Here is a 15,588-nt window from a genome sequence, read left to right as displayed (position 1 = left end):
CTGTGGATAACTTCTCTGCACATGTTATCCCCAAGGTACAGCGCTCTTGTGGATAACTCTAATTAAAGTGTGAAAATGCCCGTGACATGCATGTATAAGGTGTAAAGTAAAGGTTTAATGTTTGGGGGTGGAGGAGTTTTCCACAAGGCCAATCGATATTTGACGAAGTCCGTTTCCGTCCTTAAGGGTTTTTGTTCACACCCAGACTTCGGCGGCAGAAATGGGTGATTGCGGTGCGGTTTTATGCCCATTGAGGTGGCACTTCTCGCGCTAGTTACCGTAGTGACTCTCTAAAATTTGGATAACTTCCGTCACAGCACGTATCCTTGACTCGTCTATGGCAACCCACGTACGACAGCAGGTCACCACGCTGTCTATCGGGTGCCTCCGGTACCGGCTCTTAGGTCCTCCGGGACTTTGCCGGTGCAATTGTCCACTTAAATTTGTGGGCGCGCCGCTGGCTTAAGCGTTGATCCCAGCTCATGAAGGGGCTGGGTGTCTGTTGTGGCTGCACGTGGCTCGTCCGCTGATAGCGAAAGTTAAGGAGTGAAGTACCGTGGCCAAGGGCAAGCGTACTTTCCAGCCCAACAACCGTCGTCGTGCACGTGTGCACGGTTTCCGTACCCGTATGCGTACCCGCGCCGGCCGTGCCATCGTTTCCGCACGCCGCAACAAGGGCCGCAAGTCCCTGACTGCCTAAATTAGGCACAGACGTTCGCTCCACCCCAATACTCTTGGGGTGGATTGTCGTAGGGGCGTCAATAAATAGGAAAGAGCCACCACAGTGCTAGCTCCCCAGCACCGGCTTCGGTCGACTGCCTTGTTTGGGCAGACGATACGGAAGGGTCGGAAGAAGGGCAGCCGCACTGTGGTGGTTCACGTTTGGGCGGGTGGCGGCGGAGCCGAAGAGCTTCCGCTGCCTTTGCAGGAGGGGGCGACTGCCGGGCCGCGCATGGGACTCGTGGTTTCGAAGGCGGTCGGCAACGCCGTGACCAGGCATAATACCTCGCGGAAACTCCGCCATGCCTTCCGTGCCGTGTTGGATGAAGGGCTGCAGGAAGGCAGCCTGGAGTTTCCCGTCGGCACCACGGTAGTGATCCGTGCGTTGCCTAAGAGCGCCACTGCGAGCTTTGAGGAGTTGGTCGGCGATGTGCGCAGCTGCATCCGGCGAGCCCTCGCCCACTAGTGGCCACTCTCCCACTTCCGAGCCCTCGCCCAATGGTGATGCGAGTACCACTAGTGATGGCCGTAGTGGCCGGCCGGGTGTCGGGGCCCGAATGGCTCGCCGATTGATCCTTGGTTACCAAAGTTATGTGTCACCCCTTAAAATGGGGCCAACATGCCGTTTTGATCCTACGTGCAGCAACTACGCCTTAACCGCTATAGGCCGCCATGGCCTGATTAAGGGGTCGCTTCTCGCGTTGGGTCGTTTGGCCCGCTGTGGGCCTTGGCATCCGGGAGGTTGGGATCCTGTCCCGCCTCGTCGTCCCCTGTGCTCGTGGGGCGGGCGGCGCCGCTAGCTGTGTTCCTTCGTTGGACGCCAACTATCGGCGGCGCCGGCCCTACGGGCCTTAATAGATCAACTTCAGGAGAAACCTCGAGTCGCCATGGATTTTGTTTATTATCCAGTGTCCGGCGTTTTGTGGTTCTGGCATAAGCTGTTCAGCTACGTCCTGAGCCCAGATTCGGGCATCACTTGGGCGCTGGCAATCATGTTCCTCGTGTTCACCATTCGTATCCTCTTGGTGAAGCCGATGGCTAATCAGCTGCGTTCCAGCCGCAAGATGCAAGAAATGCAGCCAAAGATGCAGGAGCTGCAGCGAAAGTACAAGAACGATCGTCAGACGCTGGCGATTGAGATGCGCAAGCTGCAGAAGGAAATGGGCGTAAACCCGTTGGCTTCCTGCCTGCCGATGCTTGTGCAGATGCCTATCTTCCTTGGCCTGTTCCACGTGCTTCGTTCCTTCAACCGCACGGGCACCGGTGTGGGTCAGCTGGGAATGACGGTCGAGGAGACTCGTAATACGCCGAACTACTTCTTCGGTGTGGACGAGGTTCAGTCCTTCCTGGACGCTCGTATCTTCGGTACTCCCCTGTCCGGTTTTATCTCCATGGACCCGGCCAACTACCGCGCGTTCTCCGCGGATGGTCACGTGGACTTCACCCGAACCAACATCATCCTGGTCGTTGTCCCGCTGATGCTGCTGGCTTCCGTGCTGATGCACTTCTCGGCCCGCATGTCTATGGATCGTGCTGCAAAGCGCCGTGCGGAGAACCCGATTAAGGCTAACGACCCTAAGGCCATGCAGTCCCAGATGCAGATGGACATGATGCAAAAGCTGATGCTGTGGGTCATGCCGGTTCTGTACCTAATGGGTGGCTTCGCTTGGCAGGTTGGTCTTGCCCTGTACATGGCTACCAACATGACGTGGTCCTACCTGCAGCAGTACTTCCTCTACAAGAAGATGGATGCTGAGGAGGAGGCGGAGAAAGAAGCTATCGCGGCTTCCAAGCGCACCTCTGCTCCGAAAGTCGGCGCCCGCCCGGATAACCCCAAGAAGAAGGGTAAGAAGCGGAAGTAGCCCTAAACCGCGTTGAACCGTCACCGTTATGGTGGCGGTTCTTTTGTTTTCTCTAGTTTCTCTGCACAATCCGTTCGCGGCTTGAAGACTCGGGTGCTGCTTTGAGGTCAACGGACTATAGAATGGGCGGAGTAATAGAAGCCGAATGTTTCACGTGAAACATCGTGTGGAACAACCCGGATTGTTTCACGTGAAACATTGCCCCTACCTCCCACCGTTGAAGGAGTGTCTAGATGGCAAATCGAGACGACGTGAACATTCAAAGCCCGGAACTAGGTGAACCTCCAGCGGCCGCCCAGGAGGTTTTCGGCGATCGTCTTCCCCTTGCCCGGGAGTATGCGGAGTTCTTGGCAACAGCCGGCATTGAAAGAGGACTGTTAGGCCCACGCGAGGTTCCACGTATCTGGGAGCGGCACGTACTTAACTCCGCTGTCCTTGGGGAAGTTATTGATGAGGGATGCCGTGTTGTCGATATTGGCTCCGGTGCCGGTCTACCAGGTATCCCGTTGGCGATCGCGCGTCCGGATCTAAAGGTTCAGCTCCTGGAGCCACTGCTACGACGCTATAACTTCCTGTCCGAGATCAACGACCGACTCGATCTGGGGTGCGAGGTCGTCCGCGGTCGTGCCGAAGAGCCAGATGTAGTTAGAGCTTTGGGCGGTGCAGACGTTGCTACGTCTCGAGCTGTGGCACCGCTCGGTAAACTCACCCGTTGGTCACTGCCTCTGGTGCGCGTTGGTGGAGCGATGAAGGCCCTTAAGGGTGGTTCGGTCGCAGAGGAACTCGAGCGAGACGCCAAAGAGATTGCTAAAGCGGGTGGCGGGGATGGAACCATCCAGCTAGTAGGCGAGTCTAAGGTGGCGGAACCTACACACGTGATCACTATTCCGCGCATCAAGTAGGGCTCTCATTGTGGCCTCTGTGAGGCTGATCTATCCTTTACATACACCTCGATGTTTCACGTGAAACATCATCTTTCGACTTCAGGATTGGACATAGATGTCGACCTTCGACATGGATGAAACACCCATCGGGCGAGCTGCCCAACAGGCTGCGCGCTTGAAGAACCCGAATCGGAACAAACTTCCGAGGCCGGAGAAGTGCAGGAAGATCACCATTGCCAACCAAAAGGGTGGCGTGGGCAAGACGACCTCTACTGTTAACCTGGCGTGGTCCCTCTCCCTTTTGGGCATGAAGGTGCTCGTTATCGACCTGGATCCTCAAGGCAACGCATCGACGGCACTTGATGCGGTGCATCATGTCGGCACGCCTTCGTCTTATGAGGTACTGCTGAATGAGATGTCTGTCGATGAAGTGATGCAGGGCAACGACGAGAACGAGAACATCTTCTGCGTCCCAGCAACCATCGATCTGGCGGGAGCCGAGATCAATCTGGTTAACGAAGTTCGACGTGAGTATCGACTTTCCTCCGCGCTCAGCGACGGATGGATGGAAGAGCACGGTTTCGATTACGTGTTCATTGACTGCCCCCCTTCCCTCGGGCTTCTCACGATCAACGCAATGACGGCCGTGGATGAGGTACTGATCCCAATTCAGTGCGAGTACTACGCCCTGGAAGGCGTAAGCCAGTTGATCGATAACATCGCAATGATTCGCGAGAACCTGAACCCGAACCTGCACATTTCGGGCGTACTTTTAACGATGTATGATGGTCGCACTCGGCTTTCGCAGAACGTTAGCGACGATGTTCGAACTCACTTCGGATCCGTGGTTCTGGATAACCATATTCCGCGTAATGTGAAGGTATCCGAGGCTCCGAGTTACAACATGACAGTGCTGCAGTACGACGGCGGCGCCCCTGGGGCGCTTGCCTATTATGACGCAGCGAAGGAATTCGCTCAGCGCGGCGATTACCTCCCGACAACCGAAACCGCGCCGATTGGAATTGCCCCCGAACTTCATGATCAGGGTGATTAATAGTGGGGAAACGCAATAAAAAGGATTCCAAACTGTCGAAGAAAGATCTAAAGTCCGCTGAAAATAGCGTTTCGAAGGATTCGCGTAAAGTTTCAAAGCCGCACAATGTGGCCAATTCACCTCAGAGTCAGGAGAGTCCGTTGCCGAAGAAAACGCCGGCGGGCGCGAAGATGCCCGAAAATGCTGGTAGAAGCTTAGCGTCGGAAGCAGGGCGAGCTCTGGGTGCTACCAAGTCCAGTGGTGGCTCTCGAAAGCCGCAGATGCCCTCTCCTAACGCTGTAGGCAATGCTCGACGGGGCGGACTTGGTCGAGGTCTTGCATCGCTCATCCCGACCGGACCTGCTCGCCCCTCTCTTGGGGATGGTGCAGCCGACATTGTATTGGGTAGCGGGAAGAGCATCGGTAGCGGTGGAAAGAAGGCCGATGCTGGTTCACCGTCCGGTAACGGCGGCAAGGGTGATCGCGCGGTAGAAGATTCTGCCAGATCTCAGAAGAGCCCTGTGAACCCTCAAGCGGATCAAAGTGACTCTGACAAGCCGAATTTCGATCGACCTGATGAGAATCTGGGGGGTACCCCGAGTATGGGCGCGAAACGTCACAGTGACGCTTCGCGTACGGTTATCCGAGAGGCTTCCGGTACGGAACGCGACGCCATCGAGAACCGTTCCGCTACCTCGAGCGACGTGAATGTTTCACGTGAAACATCGCAAGATGATTTCGGGGCAACCTACCAAGAGCTCCCCCTCGGTGCCATTCGTACAAATGCAAAGCAGCCGCGCGAGGTATTCGACGAGGAGGCCCTTCAGGAGCTCGTCCACTCCATTAAGGAGTTCGGGCTTATGCAGCCGATCGTCGTGCGCAGGGCCCCAGACGAGGATTCCACGTATGAGCTCATTATGGGTGAGCGACGCCTGCGCGCAGCAAAACGAGCGGGTTTCGAAGTAATTCCCGCCATCGTCCGCGAGACCGCAGACGACGAGATGCTGCGCGACGCGCTGCTGGAGAACATTCACCGCGTCCAGTTGAATCCGCTGGAAGAAGCCGCGGCGTATCAGCAGCTTATGGAGGAGTTCGGCGTAACCCAGGAACAGCTGGCTAAGAAGATCGGTCGATCTCGTCCTCTGATCACTAACATGATCCGCCTTCTCCAGTTGCCTGTATCCGTGCAGCGGCGAGTCGGCGCCGGAGTCCTTAGTGCAGGTCACGCTCGCGCTCTCCTGGGCTTAAAGAGCGGCGCTGAGGAACAGGAGAAGCTTGCCACCCGTGTTGTAAGCGAGGGATTGAGCGTGCGCGCCACGGAGGAAGCGGTGACCCTCCTGAACCGTGGCGATAAGGCAGCCAGTGCTACGAAGGCTACTGGACGCAGCCCCCAACAGCTGCCCGAAGATGTCTCCAACTGGGTGGATAATGCCTCCGATGCATTGGAGACCAAGGTCAGTGTCCAAATGGGGAAGAAAAAGGGCAAGATCGTTGTTGAATTTGGAGGCCCTGAGGACTTCGACAGAATCATTGAGCTGTTGAAGTTTAAGAAGCACTAAATCGCTTAGCTAAACCCAGACAAAGCCAACCGGCATGTAGCTAACCCAGACTAAGAGAACCACCGGAAGGCCAACCCAGACAAACTGAACCAGCGGAAGTTAACCTTAAGAAAAGGAGCAAATTTCTATGTCCTTGACCGTTACCGAAGCCATTTCAACCCGCCGGGCAACGCGCCAGTACACCGACCAGGCGATTCCAACGGAAGTTTTGGATCGGGTAGTTGAGAATGCTCTTGAAGCCCCTAGCGCGTTCAACGCGCAGATGCGTGACCTGGTAGTAGTCCAGGATCAGGCCGTTAAGCAGGCGATTTTCGATGCTTCGGGACAGCAGCAGTTCCTGGATGCTCCGGTCGTCTTCGTTGTGGTCGGCCGCTCCGAGGTGGTGCCTGACGACGCTGAAGAGGTTCTGGGAGCAGAGCTTACGGAGAAGGTTCGTGGCTTCAATGGCTCCGCGTCCCCGGAGAAGCTGCGCGAAATTGGTATCAGGGATGCCATGCTCGTTGCTGGATTTTTGCTTCTTGCAGCCCAGGAACAGGGTCTTGCCACCTCCCCCACCACCGGTTGGAACGAAGAGGGCGTCAAGAAGGCAATTGGCCTCGAGGGGCGCGATGATCGTTCGATCGCACTCGTAGTGGCAGCCGGCTACCCCAATGAGGAGCCCACTCACCCGGGTCGTGCGGTGAACCGCCGAGTGGATAACCACTATTAAACGCAGAATCCTCCACTCTGAACCCCGATGTTTCACGTGAAACATCGGGGTTTTGTGTAGCAAGAAACTAGCGATTTCGCCACGGGAACGATTGGTGCCCTATAGGATCTTCGTAGAAACCAACCGCACGCAGCTGATTGTGCATTCCAGACTCGCTACTTTCAGGGACTCTTGGATGTCTTCAATGAACAGAAAGGAGCGCTGTGGAAGTACACATTAAAGCCATCACTCCTCAGTGTTCCGAAGATCTCGAGCCCAGTGCTGCGGCATCGACATTCTGGGCGCTCCCCCCGGGTTACGAGAATCAGAATAGTTCGTCAAAAGACCCGGTATTTGATAAGCAGGTATGGCTGCAGAACGTCCTCCTGGAATGGGGAATCTGCGGATACACGGCGTTTGTCGGCACCGGAGATGCAGGCACCCGACCGGTCCCTGCTGCGACGGTATTCTTTGCCCCCGCGCGCTATATGCAAGGCATTGCGAACCTGCCAACTGCACCGATTTCCCCTGATGCAATCCTTCTGAGCACGGTGCACGTGGCTGTGCCATACATGGGTCTATACCTAGAGCATCAACTCATCGATACCGTGCTTACCGAGGCGCACCGGCGCGGGGTGAAGGCCGTGGAGGCTTTCGCTCGAGTTGAGGACTTTGACGAGGAACTTGCTAGGCAGCTTAGTGAGGCTTCGTGGCCGACGGCGCAGGAAGATCCGGAGGAGCCTAAGTGGTCACCAGAGGAACAAAATCGCAGGTACAGTGCCCTTGAATCCCTGAATTATGTGCCCGAATCCTATCGGGGTTGGAAGACGGCCGCGGAAACCCACGGGATAGACGAGGACATTCTGGATAGTGCCCCGATGCTCTCCGAGGACATCCTTGAGGCGGAGGGTTTCAAGGTGGTCAAGCATCACCGACACTTCCCGCGATATCGCTTTGAGATCAGCGGGTCGCATAGCCTTTTTGGGGACTTCGCTGAGGAGGATCACGCACAGGTCAACGGACCGGAGAAGCTCTCCACGGTTATCGGTGGCAACCGGACGCCAAAAGCATCTGGGGTGCTCGGAAGCCTTGAAACTCCGGAAACGTTCGGGACTACTGGACAGCGCGAGACGAGCAACCGGGTCTCCGCGCCTAGTCCGGTGCAGAATCTACTTGTTCGGAAGCTCTTCCTGTAGCAGCTCCACAAAGCTAAAGGTGCCAGTAGCGTGGACATCCTTATCCAGCAGGTATAGGCGCTTAACGGCCACAACGATGGCCTCGGCGATGGTATCGCGCATCGCAGGATCAGTGAGGATCTCAACATCCTTAGGGCTGGTCAGGTAACCGGGCACGACCTGCACCGTCGGCATGCTGGTTAGGCGCAGAATGTCCCATGTCTGACCGTGGTTAAAGCAGTTCTGAAGCGGAGTGCGGGCCACAATCTCGCGCTGAATAAAGCCAGAGAGCTTCTCGCCCACCATCGATGAGTAGCCCGTCAGCGAGCCGAAGTAGAACGTAGCCGCGCCGTTGGCCTTCTCATTCGGATAAATATCGGCACGCAGGCTAATCATGACGTCTGCGCCGAAAGCATTCGCGATATTGGCACGATCCTGGTTAGTGGGATTGGCAGACCGGGGGCGCGAAAGAATCGTCTCCATCCCCGCTGCGATCATACGGCCTTCTACCCTGCCGGCGAGATCCCAGAGGATCTCCTCCTCCGAAATCTGTCCGAAGGGGCCGTCAACGATGTATCCCTTGTCCGAGCCACCTAGGCCCGGGTCGATCACCACACGCTTGCCGGTCAGCTGCGGTCCGGCAGAGCGAATCTGCTCCTTCTCACGGATGGACTGAGGCGAGCCGCCGGTGATCCTCCGCCCCAGGTAAGACAGTGCGCGCAGGGTGTCTGGGCCGACAACCCCGTCGTTATTCAGCCCGTAGTTCAGCTGGTAGTTCACCACGGCGGAGTGGGTACGCGGACCGAAGTGGCCATCCACACGGCTGGTGTAAAAGCCTAGGTCGTGCAGCTGAGTCTGCAGCTGCGCCACGTCGTCGCCGACGAACTGGTTGCCCTGCAGCGAGAGCACACGCGCCCCCAGGGTGTAGGAGGCCTCACGTAGCGCACGCAATGTGCCGGGAGTGATGGTGCCGTCGGCAATGATGCCACGCTGCTGCTGAAACGCCTTCAGCGCCTCCGCCAGGGCCTCGTCGAAAACTTCTTCCTCGCTGGTCCAGCGCTGCGACTTACTGCCGGTCGTGTCGCCTTCATACCCTTCCAGCAGACCGAGGCGCGCCAAGGTGCCGCGGACCTCAGCGACGCGCGGGCTGCGGTCGCCGACCTGGAGAAGCAAACGATCCACTGGGTTCAACACTCCAATTCTTCAAACTTTCGCGGCACTAAAGCCACTGTATCCACTGTGAGACAAATCACATTTAAGATCTTTCGCCGACAGTGGCGAGTCATAGATGCAATTCTAGGGACAAATCCGCCGATCTGCTTTACTTGCAGGTCAGGCGTGTTTTATCAGCTGTTTTCTAAAGCTGCGCTTCAATCGCAGATCGCAGCGTGTCCCGATCCTGAGCGCCGGTGAATTCCGCGACCTTCTCCCCGTCCTTGAAAATCATTAGGGCGGGGATGGACATGACCTGGAACATAGCGCCCAGCATGCGCTCCTCATCGACGTTCACCTTGGCAATCTTCGCCTTGCCATCGAACTCCGCCGCCAGTTCGTCGAGAATGGGCGTCATAGCTAGGCAAGGGCGGCACCATTCGGCCCAGAAGTCGACTAGAACAGGCTGGGTAGCCTCGACGACCTCGGACTTGAAGCTGGACTGGGTGACGTTCACGATGTCGGACATAGTGGCGACAAACCTCCTGGTTGGGAGCGCTTTTCTTTAGGTTGGAGGTTACCCTTCAACGTGTAAATATCCTATGTCCGACCGGCCATAGTTACCTAACGGTGACCGAACTTGTCCGATCCGTTACAGGGCCGGTGGTCCGTTACAAGGCCGGCGCCCCGCCACAGGCCGGCGCCCTGCCGCAGCCAGTGTGCTTCTACAGGGTGGCGAGGTAGGCCTCGGCGTCCAGGGCGGCGCGGCAGCCGGAGCCAGCTGCGGTGATGGCCTGCTGGTAGTGGGAATCCACCAGGTCGCCGGCTGCGAACACGCCCGGCAGGCTAGTGCAGGTGGAGGGCTCCTCGACCTTCACGTACCCGTTCTCCTGCAGCTCCACTTGGCCCTCGAAGACGGTGGTGCGCGGGTCGTGGCCGATGGCTACGAACATGGCATCCATCGCAACGTCCTTCTGCTCGCCGGTCTGGGTATCCTCCACCACCAGCGTCTCCACGGACTTGTCGCCCTTGACCTCCACGACCTTCGCGTTGGTCAGGAACTTGATCTTCGGGTTGTTGCGGGCGCGCTCCTCCATGATCTTGGAGGCGCGGAACTCGTCACGGCGGTGAATGATGGTGACGTTCTCGCCGAACTTCGTCAGGAAGTCGGCCTCTTCCATGGCGGAATCGCCACCGCCCACCACGGCGATCTGCTTGTCCTTGAAGAAGAAGCCATCGCACGTCGCACAGGCGGATACGCCGCGGCCCAGCATCTCCTGCTCGCCGGGAACGTGCAGGTAGCGCGGAGCAGCACCGGTAGCCAGGATCACCGTACGGGCCTGGTACTCCTCGCCATAGGCCCACACCTTCTTGATCTCGCCGGTCAGGTCGACCTTCTCCACGTCCTCTTGGCGCAGGTCAGCGCCGAAACGCTCGGCCTGGGCGCGCATCTCTTCCATCAGGTCCGGGCCCATAATGCCCTTCTGAAAGCCCGGGAAGTTCTCCACCTCGGTGGTCTGCATCAGCAGGCCGCCGTACTCCACGCCCTCGAAAACCACCGGGTTCAGCTCAGCGCGTGCTGCGTACACGGCGGCGGTGTAGCCGGCCGGGCCGGAACCGATGATGATGACGTCGTGAACCTTGCCTGCCTCCGCGTTCGCAGCGCCGTCCGCACTGGTGGCGCTGGCATTATCCGCGTCCGCGGCCTTCGAATCATTGCTGAGAATACCGCTGGCCTGCAGGAATGGCTGGTTCATATCTATCCTTTGAGGTCGAAGATGTTGTTCACCCCAGTCTAACCGGCCACGGCCATTCCGTATTCCCCTGCCCCGCCGAGGTGCTCGCACATCATCCGCTTCGCTCGGTTCTTCCGCGATTTCACGGTGCCCACGGGAATCCCCAGTTGCTCCGCGGTTGTGGCCTCGCTCAACCCCCGAATTTCCGTCAGCACCATCACGTCTCGCATCTCGGGCGAGAGTTGCCGCAGGCTGCGGTGCACATCCAGCCGGGCGACGGTGGCTTCCTCCCGCATCCCCCGCGCAGGCAGCGTCCGCGTGCGCTCGTTGAAATCCTCGCGCCCCGGCTGTGCTTCGCGGCTGTAGCGCTGCATGTACGACAGCGCCGCGTTGCGCATGATCGTGGCCATCCAGGTGCTCACGCTGGCGGAGCGCTCCCCGTTGAAGCGCGCGGCGAAGCGATGCACGCGCAGCAGTCCCTCCTGGTAAACGTCCATCTGGTGAGCCTCGGGCACGTTGACTCGCCGCACCGCCCACCACAGCGTGCGCTGGTGGCGGTCGATCAGCTCGCGGAACGCGCCGGGTTGCCCCTCGTTATGGCCGCGCAGCAGCTCGTGGTCGCTTTGTTGCGCTGGCCGTGTGTTGCTCTTTGTTCTTTGTGACGCCCCCAGCATCATCTTCCCCCTAGTGTGTCTTCGGGAGCCGTGCCGCCCCCGTGCCCAACACTCTATTCCTCGGCGGGCAGATTGTGGGTACGAAGTCCTCGGCCTGTGGATAACTGGGAACGGCGCCTGCCTCATTGTGAACTTCACAGTTGAGGCAGGCGCCGTGATGCGCTATGGGAGCGCGGGCGTTCTGAGCGTCTGTCCGACCAGCTATCCGACGGGTTGTACGGGGCGTGCGGGGCGGGAGCCCTCTTCCGTGTTGGCTTCGTCAGCGTCCGGGTCGTCGGCATCTTCGTCACTGGTCTGCTCTAGCCAGTTTCCGACGGCGGTAACCTCCGCCAGCGTGGCGGATCGCGGCAGCGGCAGGCCGGTGATCCAGATCAGCAGGCGGTTGCCCTTGGCGGCGCTGACCTTATCGGTATCGTATTTGCCCTTCTCACTACCCTTCTGGCTTCCCGCGGCGTCCTCGTTCTCGCCGTCGCTGTTGCCTTCACCCGGCGCGGCGGAGGAACCCTCGCGGCCGGCACCCCAGCCGGAGTCGCCAGTTGTATCTGCGTGGTCCGCACCCATGCCGGCCAGATCCACGGTCACGTCATCGGCGTCCGCATGCACGGTCTTCAGCAGCGTCGTCTGGTCCAGGGAGGCCAGCTTGCCGTTGGTGTCAGCCTGCGCCAAGCGCAGCTCCAGGGTGGTTCCCTGGGTCAGGCCGCGCAGCTGAACCTGCGACAGGGCAGTGCCCTCTGGCAGCGTCATCAAGAGACCAATTCCGGGCTTCGTGGTGCCAGGCTCGCCGCCCAGCTGCACGGATGCAGGGTTGGACTGCCAGAACGTCTCCGGGTCGCCATCGGTGATCAGGCGCGCCAGATCCGGGCGGTCCAGCGGCCAGCTCACGTCGGCGGGCAGCCACTCGAGGGGACGGCTCAGAGGAACCTCCGCCGGGTCCACCCCACGGACTGCCTGCGCACCCTGGCGCAACGAGTCGGTGGACAGCGGCGAATCCTTCCGGTCGCCGCCGACCACACTGACCACCGCCGCAACCAGCGCGGCGATAACCAGCACGGAGGCGAACGCGATGACGGCAGCGGCTGCCATGCCCACCGGGCGGTTGCCGCGGGCACCGAAGCCGGACTGTGCACTCGGGTCCGGAGTTGAATCCTCCTTGATGGCCAGCCCGCCAGCCTGTAGCTCTCGCAGATCCTTCGCTACCTTGCGCAGGTCCTCCGGACCCACCTTCTCGCCGTCGAGCTCGTAGATCTTCTTGTAGGTGCGGGTGAGGTTCTCCGGCACCTCCTCGTAGGGAACGTGCTCCAGCAGCAGGCGCAGCGCCACGGCCACGCCGTGTGCATCCTGCGCCGTGTCATCGTTCGGCAGCACACCCGGGAAGGCCAGCACGGCCGCGCCATCGGTGCCGATGCGCACGCGGTCGCGGTGATCCAAGCCCAGCGAGGTGCCGCTGTCCTCGGCCTGCGCGGCAGCGTCGGCCAGGGAGGACACGGCGAAGGCAGCCGCCAGTGGCTCCGGTTGGCTCTCCGCCACGGTGGTCAGCGGGGAACCCTGCACCCAGCGGGACACGATGACCACCAGGTTGCCGTAGTCGATCACGCGGTTGACCTGCGCCATACCCGGCACGTCGAATTGCTTTAGCTTCGCGGAGAGGCGCAGCATCTCGTCCTTCGCACGCGCCACCTCCACGCCGTTGACGGGCACAGATACTCCAGGATCGACCTGCGAGCGGGCATAAGCCACCGGATCCATGATGGTCAGAGCCACGATGTCGCCAGTAGCCAGCTCGCGGCCTTGCCAGAAGCGGGCGGCAGACCAACCGCCGTGGTCGGCAAGCAGGCGGTAGCGGCCCTCCAGCAGTGGAGCGCCCGGAACCAGGCGCGGACCGCGCACCCGGCCCGCCGCCAGTGGCGGCAGCGCCACGCCGGCCATCATGTGGTCCAGAGCAATGGCCTCCCGGGCGGCCAGCTCCTGGGCCGACAGGCGACGGGGCTGGTCCTCTTCGATGGGTTGCTCGTCGCTGGGAAGTGGGCGTCGAGAAGGAAGAACCCGCGACATACCCGGGATGCGCGACAGGGCGCCCACCAGGGTTTGGATCTCCGGCAGCGGGGCACGCACCAGGATCAGCCCGGTAACGCCCAGGAACAGCACGCCGGCGATGAGCAGGCGGATGATGAACCAGGGGTTGGCGAGCGTCGGGAATGCGAAGTGCGTCAGCAGCACGTCCACCCGCCAGGCGACGAGCGCGCCGATCAGCGAGGAACCCAGCGCCCACAGCACGGTCTTCGTCACCTTGCGGAACTGCAGGTCCCCCAGCGAGCGCCGCAGCAGGCGGTCGCCGATGATCGCGCCGGCCATAAAGCCCAGGCCATTGGCGGCACCCAGCAGCACCACGACCAGGCGCGGCTCGGTGGCGATCTGCGGGGCGATGTAGGCGAAGGTCAGCTTCGTCGCGGTAATGCCCGCGATGATGAAGGTGGGGGTCCAGACCTCCTCGCGGGCGTAGAACACGCGCAGGTGCAGCAGCACCAGGGCGTAGGGGATCAGGGTGAACGCGGAGAAGCTGATGGTCCAGCCCAGCACGTTCGCGTCCTCCAGGGAGAACTCCTTGTAGGCGAACAGCGCGGCGGAGATCAGGGTGCCGAAGCAGGTGAAGAACACGATGATTGGCACCATCGCCAGCATCGTCAGCTTCGAGGCGACGGTCAGGTCGCGCACCACGGCCTTGTCGTCACCCTCCGCGGCGTTGCGGGACAGGCGGGGCATGACGGCCGTCAGCAACGTCACGCCGATCACGCCATAGGGCATCTGCAGCAGCTGCCATGCCTGCATGTAGATCGTCGGCGCGACCTCCCACGTGTCGGAGGCGATGCGGTTGTTCAGCAGCCAACCGACCTGGGAGATAGCTACGTACACCACGATGGCGATGGCCATGCCGCCGAAGGATTTCAGGCGCTCGTCGATCCCCCACAGCGGGCGCAGGTTAATGCCGGCCTTGCGCAGGAAGGGCACCATGATCAGCGCCTGCATGACCACACCCGCGGTGGTGCCGAGACCCAGCAGCAGCACGTGCGGGTCGGTAATAGTCACGTTGTCCGTGGGCTGCAGCTTCGTATCCCGTGGCAGGAACATGTACAGCCCCAGCACGGCTAGCGTGACCACGTTGTTGGCCACGGGCGCCCACGCGCCGGGTTTGAATACTCCCTTGGTGTTCAGGATCGCCATGAACACGGCAAACATGGCGTAGAACATGATCTGCGGCAGCACCAGGTAGGCGAATGCCGTGGACATGCCGATGTTCACGTGGCCTTCGGAATCCAGGCTCATGCGCACCAGCAGCGGCGCACATGCCACGGAGACCAGGGTGATCACCAGGGTCAGCGAGAACGTGAGCGTCAAGAGTCTTCGTATGAAAGCCTCGCCGCGGTCCGCGTCCTCCTTCTCGGCGCGCACCAGCACGGGCACGACCAGGGAGGTCAGCACCGCGCCGAGCACCAGCTCGGTCACGAGGTTCGGCAGCGTGTTGGCCGTGTTGAAGGCACTGGCCACCGCACCGCCCAGCGCGGAGGCGATGAACACCGTGCGCAGGAAGCCCGTGATGCGGCTGATTAGGGTGGCGATGGCCATGGAACCGCCGGCGCGGACGATCTGCTCGTCGCTCTGCTTTTGGCTCTGGCCGTCTGTGTTGTCGCCGCTGCCACTGTTGCCAGTGCTGCCACTGCCGCCAGTGTTCGCGCCGTTGCCGGTCGTTTCGTCGGCTGCGGTCGCGGTGGCGCTCGCACTGGCTGCGGTCGCGGTGCCCGCGGTTGCGGTCGTGGCTGCCGCGCCCTGAGCCACGGTCGTGCCGTCGCCGTTGTGGGCACTGTTGCTTTGGCCGCTCTGGCCACCGTTGCTCTGGCTCTGGCCGCTCTGGGAGGTCGGGGCTACCTCTGTAGGGCTTTGTGACGCCCCGTCTCCACCCGTCGGCGCTCCAGCCTTCGCGCGGTCTTTCTTCGGCGCTAGCGCCGGCGGCTGGGTCGCACGGAAACGTCCGCGCTGTCCGGCCGAGAGCCTAGCCGGTTGGTCATCCCTCTCTTGCTCAGAAGTCACTACTCCATCTTTATGCAACAAC

General features: G+C 60.5%; 14 protein-coding genes. 9 read left to right on the top strand and 5 right to left on the bottom strand.

The genetic code is table 11. From position 1 onward, the window contains the following. Nucleotides 1-556: 556 nt before the first annotated feature. The 9 genes from rpmH (at nt 557) to MHX52_RS04280 (ending at nt 7,942) form a co-directional block, all read left to right on the top strand. Nucleotides 557-700: a 50S ribosomal protein L34 gene (gene rpmH, locus MHX52_RS04320; protein WP_005292556.1), complete on the top strand. Its 144-nt coding sequence runs from the start codon at nt 557-559 to the stop codon at nt 698-700. 84 nt (nt 701-784) lie between these two features. Further along, on the top strand, nt 785-1,186 hold the full coding sequence (gene rnpA, locus MHX52_RS04315; protein WP_239316752.1) for a ribonuclease P protein component: 402 nt from the start codon (nt 785-787) through the stop codon (nt 1,184-1,186). Between the two features lie 91 nt (nt 1,187-1,277). After that, nucleotides 1,278-1,520, top strand: a complete 243-nt coding sequence (gene yidD, locus MHX52_RS04310; protein WP_080722668.1) for a membrane protein insertion efficiency factor YidD — start codon at nt 1,278-1,280, stop codon at nt 1,518-1,520. An 87-nt stretch (nt 1,521-1,607) separates the two neighbouring features. Continuing rightward, the gene (yidC, locus tag MHX52_RS04305) at nt 1,608-2,582 is read left to right on the top strand and encodes a membrane protein insertase YidC (RefSeq protein WP_070488564.1); all 975 of its coding nucleotides are present in this window, start codon (nt 1,608-1,610) and stop codon (nt 2,580-2,582) included. A 233-nt stretch (nt 2,583-2,815) separates the two neighbouring features. Then, complete coding sequence (gene rsmG / locus MHX52_RS04300) at nt 2,816-3,484, top strand: 16S rRNA (guanine(527)-N(7))-methyltransferase RsmG (protein ID WP_035003274.1); 669 nt, start codon at nt 2,816-2,818, stop codon at nt 3,482-3,484. A 97-nt stretch (nt 3,485-3,581) separates the two neighbouring features. Continuing rightward, the gene (locus MHX52_RS04295) at nt 3,582-4,520 is read left to right on the top strand and encodes a ParA family protein (protein WP_049050549.1); all 939 of its coding nucleotides are present in this window, start codon (nt 3,582-3,584) and stop codon (nt 4,518-4,520) included. Between the two features lie 260 nt (nt 4,521-4,780). Continuing rightward, nucleotides 4,781-6,058, top strand: coding sequence for a ParB/RepB/Spo0J family partition protein (locus tag MHX52_RS04290; protein WP_049050550.1), 1,278 nt, complete (start codon nt 4,781-4,783; stop codon nt 6,056-6,058). Nucleotides 6,059-6,185: 127 nt separating this feature from the next. After that, nucleotides 6,186-6,767, top strand: coding sequence for a nitroreductase family protein (locus MHX52_RS04285; RefSeq protein WP_049050551.1), 582 nt, complete (start codon nt 6,186-6,188; stop codon nt 6,765-6,767). Nucleotides 6,768-6,970: 203 nt separating this feature from the next. Further along, on the top strand, nt 6,971-7,942 hold the full coding sequence (locus tag MHX52_RS04280) for a hypothetical protein (protein WP_239316751.1): 972 nt from the start codon (nt 6,971-6,973) through the stop codon (nt 7,940-7,942). Here MHX52_RS04280 and MHX52_RS04275 read toward each other — a convergent pair. The 5 genes from MHX52_RS04275 to MHX52_RS04255 all read right to left on the bottom strand — a co-directional run bounded on the left by MHX52_RS04275 (nt 7,916) and on the right by MHX52_RS04255 (nt 15,566). Continuing rightward, nucleotides 7,916-9,103: an N-acetylmuramoyl-L-alanine amidase gene (locus tag MHX52_RS04275; protein ID WP_035003397.1), complete on the bottom strand. Its 1,188-nt coding sequence runs from the start codon at nt 9,101-9,103 to the stop codon at nt 7,916-7,918. The two genes, MHX52_RS04280 and MHX52_RS04275, sit on opposite strands and share 27 nt — an antisense overlap. Nucleotides 9,104-9,278: 175 nt before the next feature. Then, nucleotides 9,279-9,602 (bottom strand): thioredoxin, encoded by a 324-nt coding sequence (gene trxA / locus MHX52_RS04270; RefSeq protein WP_035003263.1) that lies wholly within the window; start codon nt 9,600-9,602, stop codon nt 9,279-9,281. Nucleotides 9,603-9,798: 196 nt separating this feature from the next. Beyond that, nucleotides 9,799-10,830, bottom strand: a complete 1,032-nt coding sequence (gene trxB, locus MHX52_RS04265; RefSeq protein ID WP_239316749.1) for a thioredoxin-disulfide reductase — start codon at nt 10,828-10,830, stop codon at nt 9,799-9,801. Between the two features lie 38 nt (nt 10,831-10,868). Then, nucleotides 10,869-11,486 carry an RNA polymerase sigma factor gene (locus MHX52_RS04260; RefSeq protein ID WP_035003258.1) on the bottom strand — a complete coding sequence of 206 codons (618 nt, stop codon included), beginning with the start codon at nt 11,484-11,486 and terminating at the stop codon, nt 10,869-10,871. A gap of 198 nt (nt 11,487-11,684) precedes the next feature. Further along, nucleotides 11,685-15,566 (bottom strand): murein biosynthesis integral membrane protein MurJ, encoded by a 3,882-nt coding sequence (locus MHX52_RS04255; RefSeq protein WP_239316747.1) that lies wholly within the window; start codon nt 15,564-15,566, stop codon nt 11,685-11,687. Nucleotides 15,567-15,588: the final 22 nt, after the last annotated feature.

This window comes from Corynebacterium sp. ACRQJ (assembly GCF_022346045.1).
Classification (GTDB): domain Bacteria; phylum Actinomycetota; class Actinomycetes; order Mycobacteriales; family Mycobacteriaceae; genus Corynebacterium; species Corynebacterium evansiae.
This window is presented reverse-complemented; position numbering and strand designations above follow the sequence as displayed.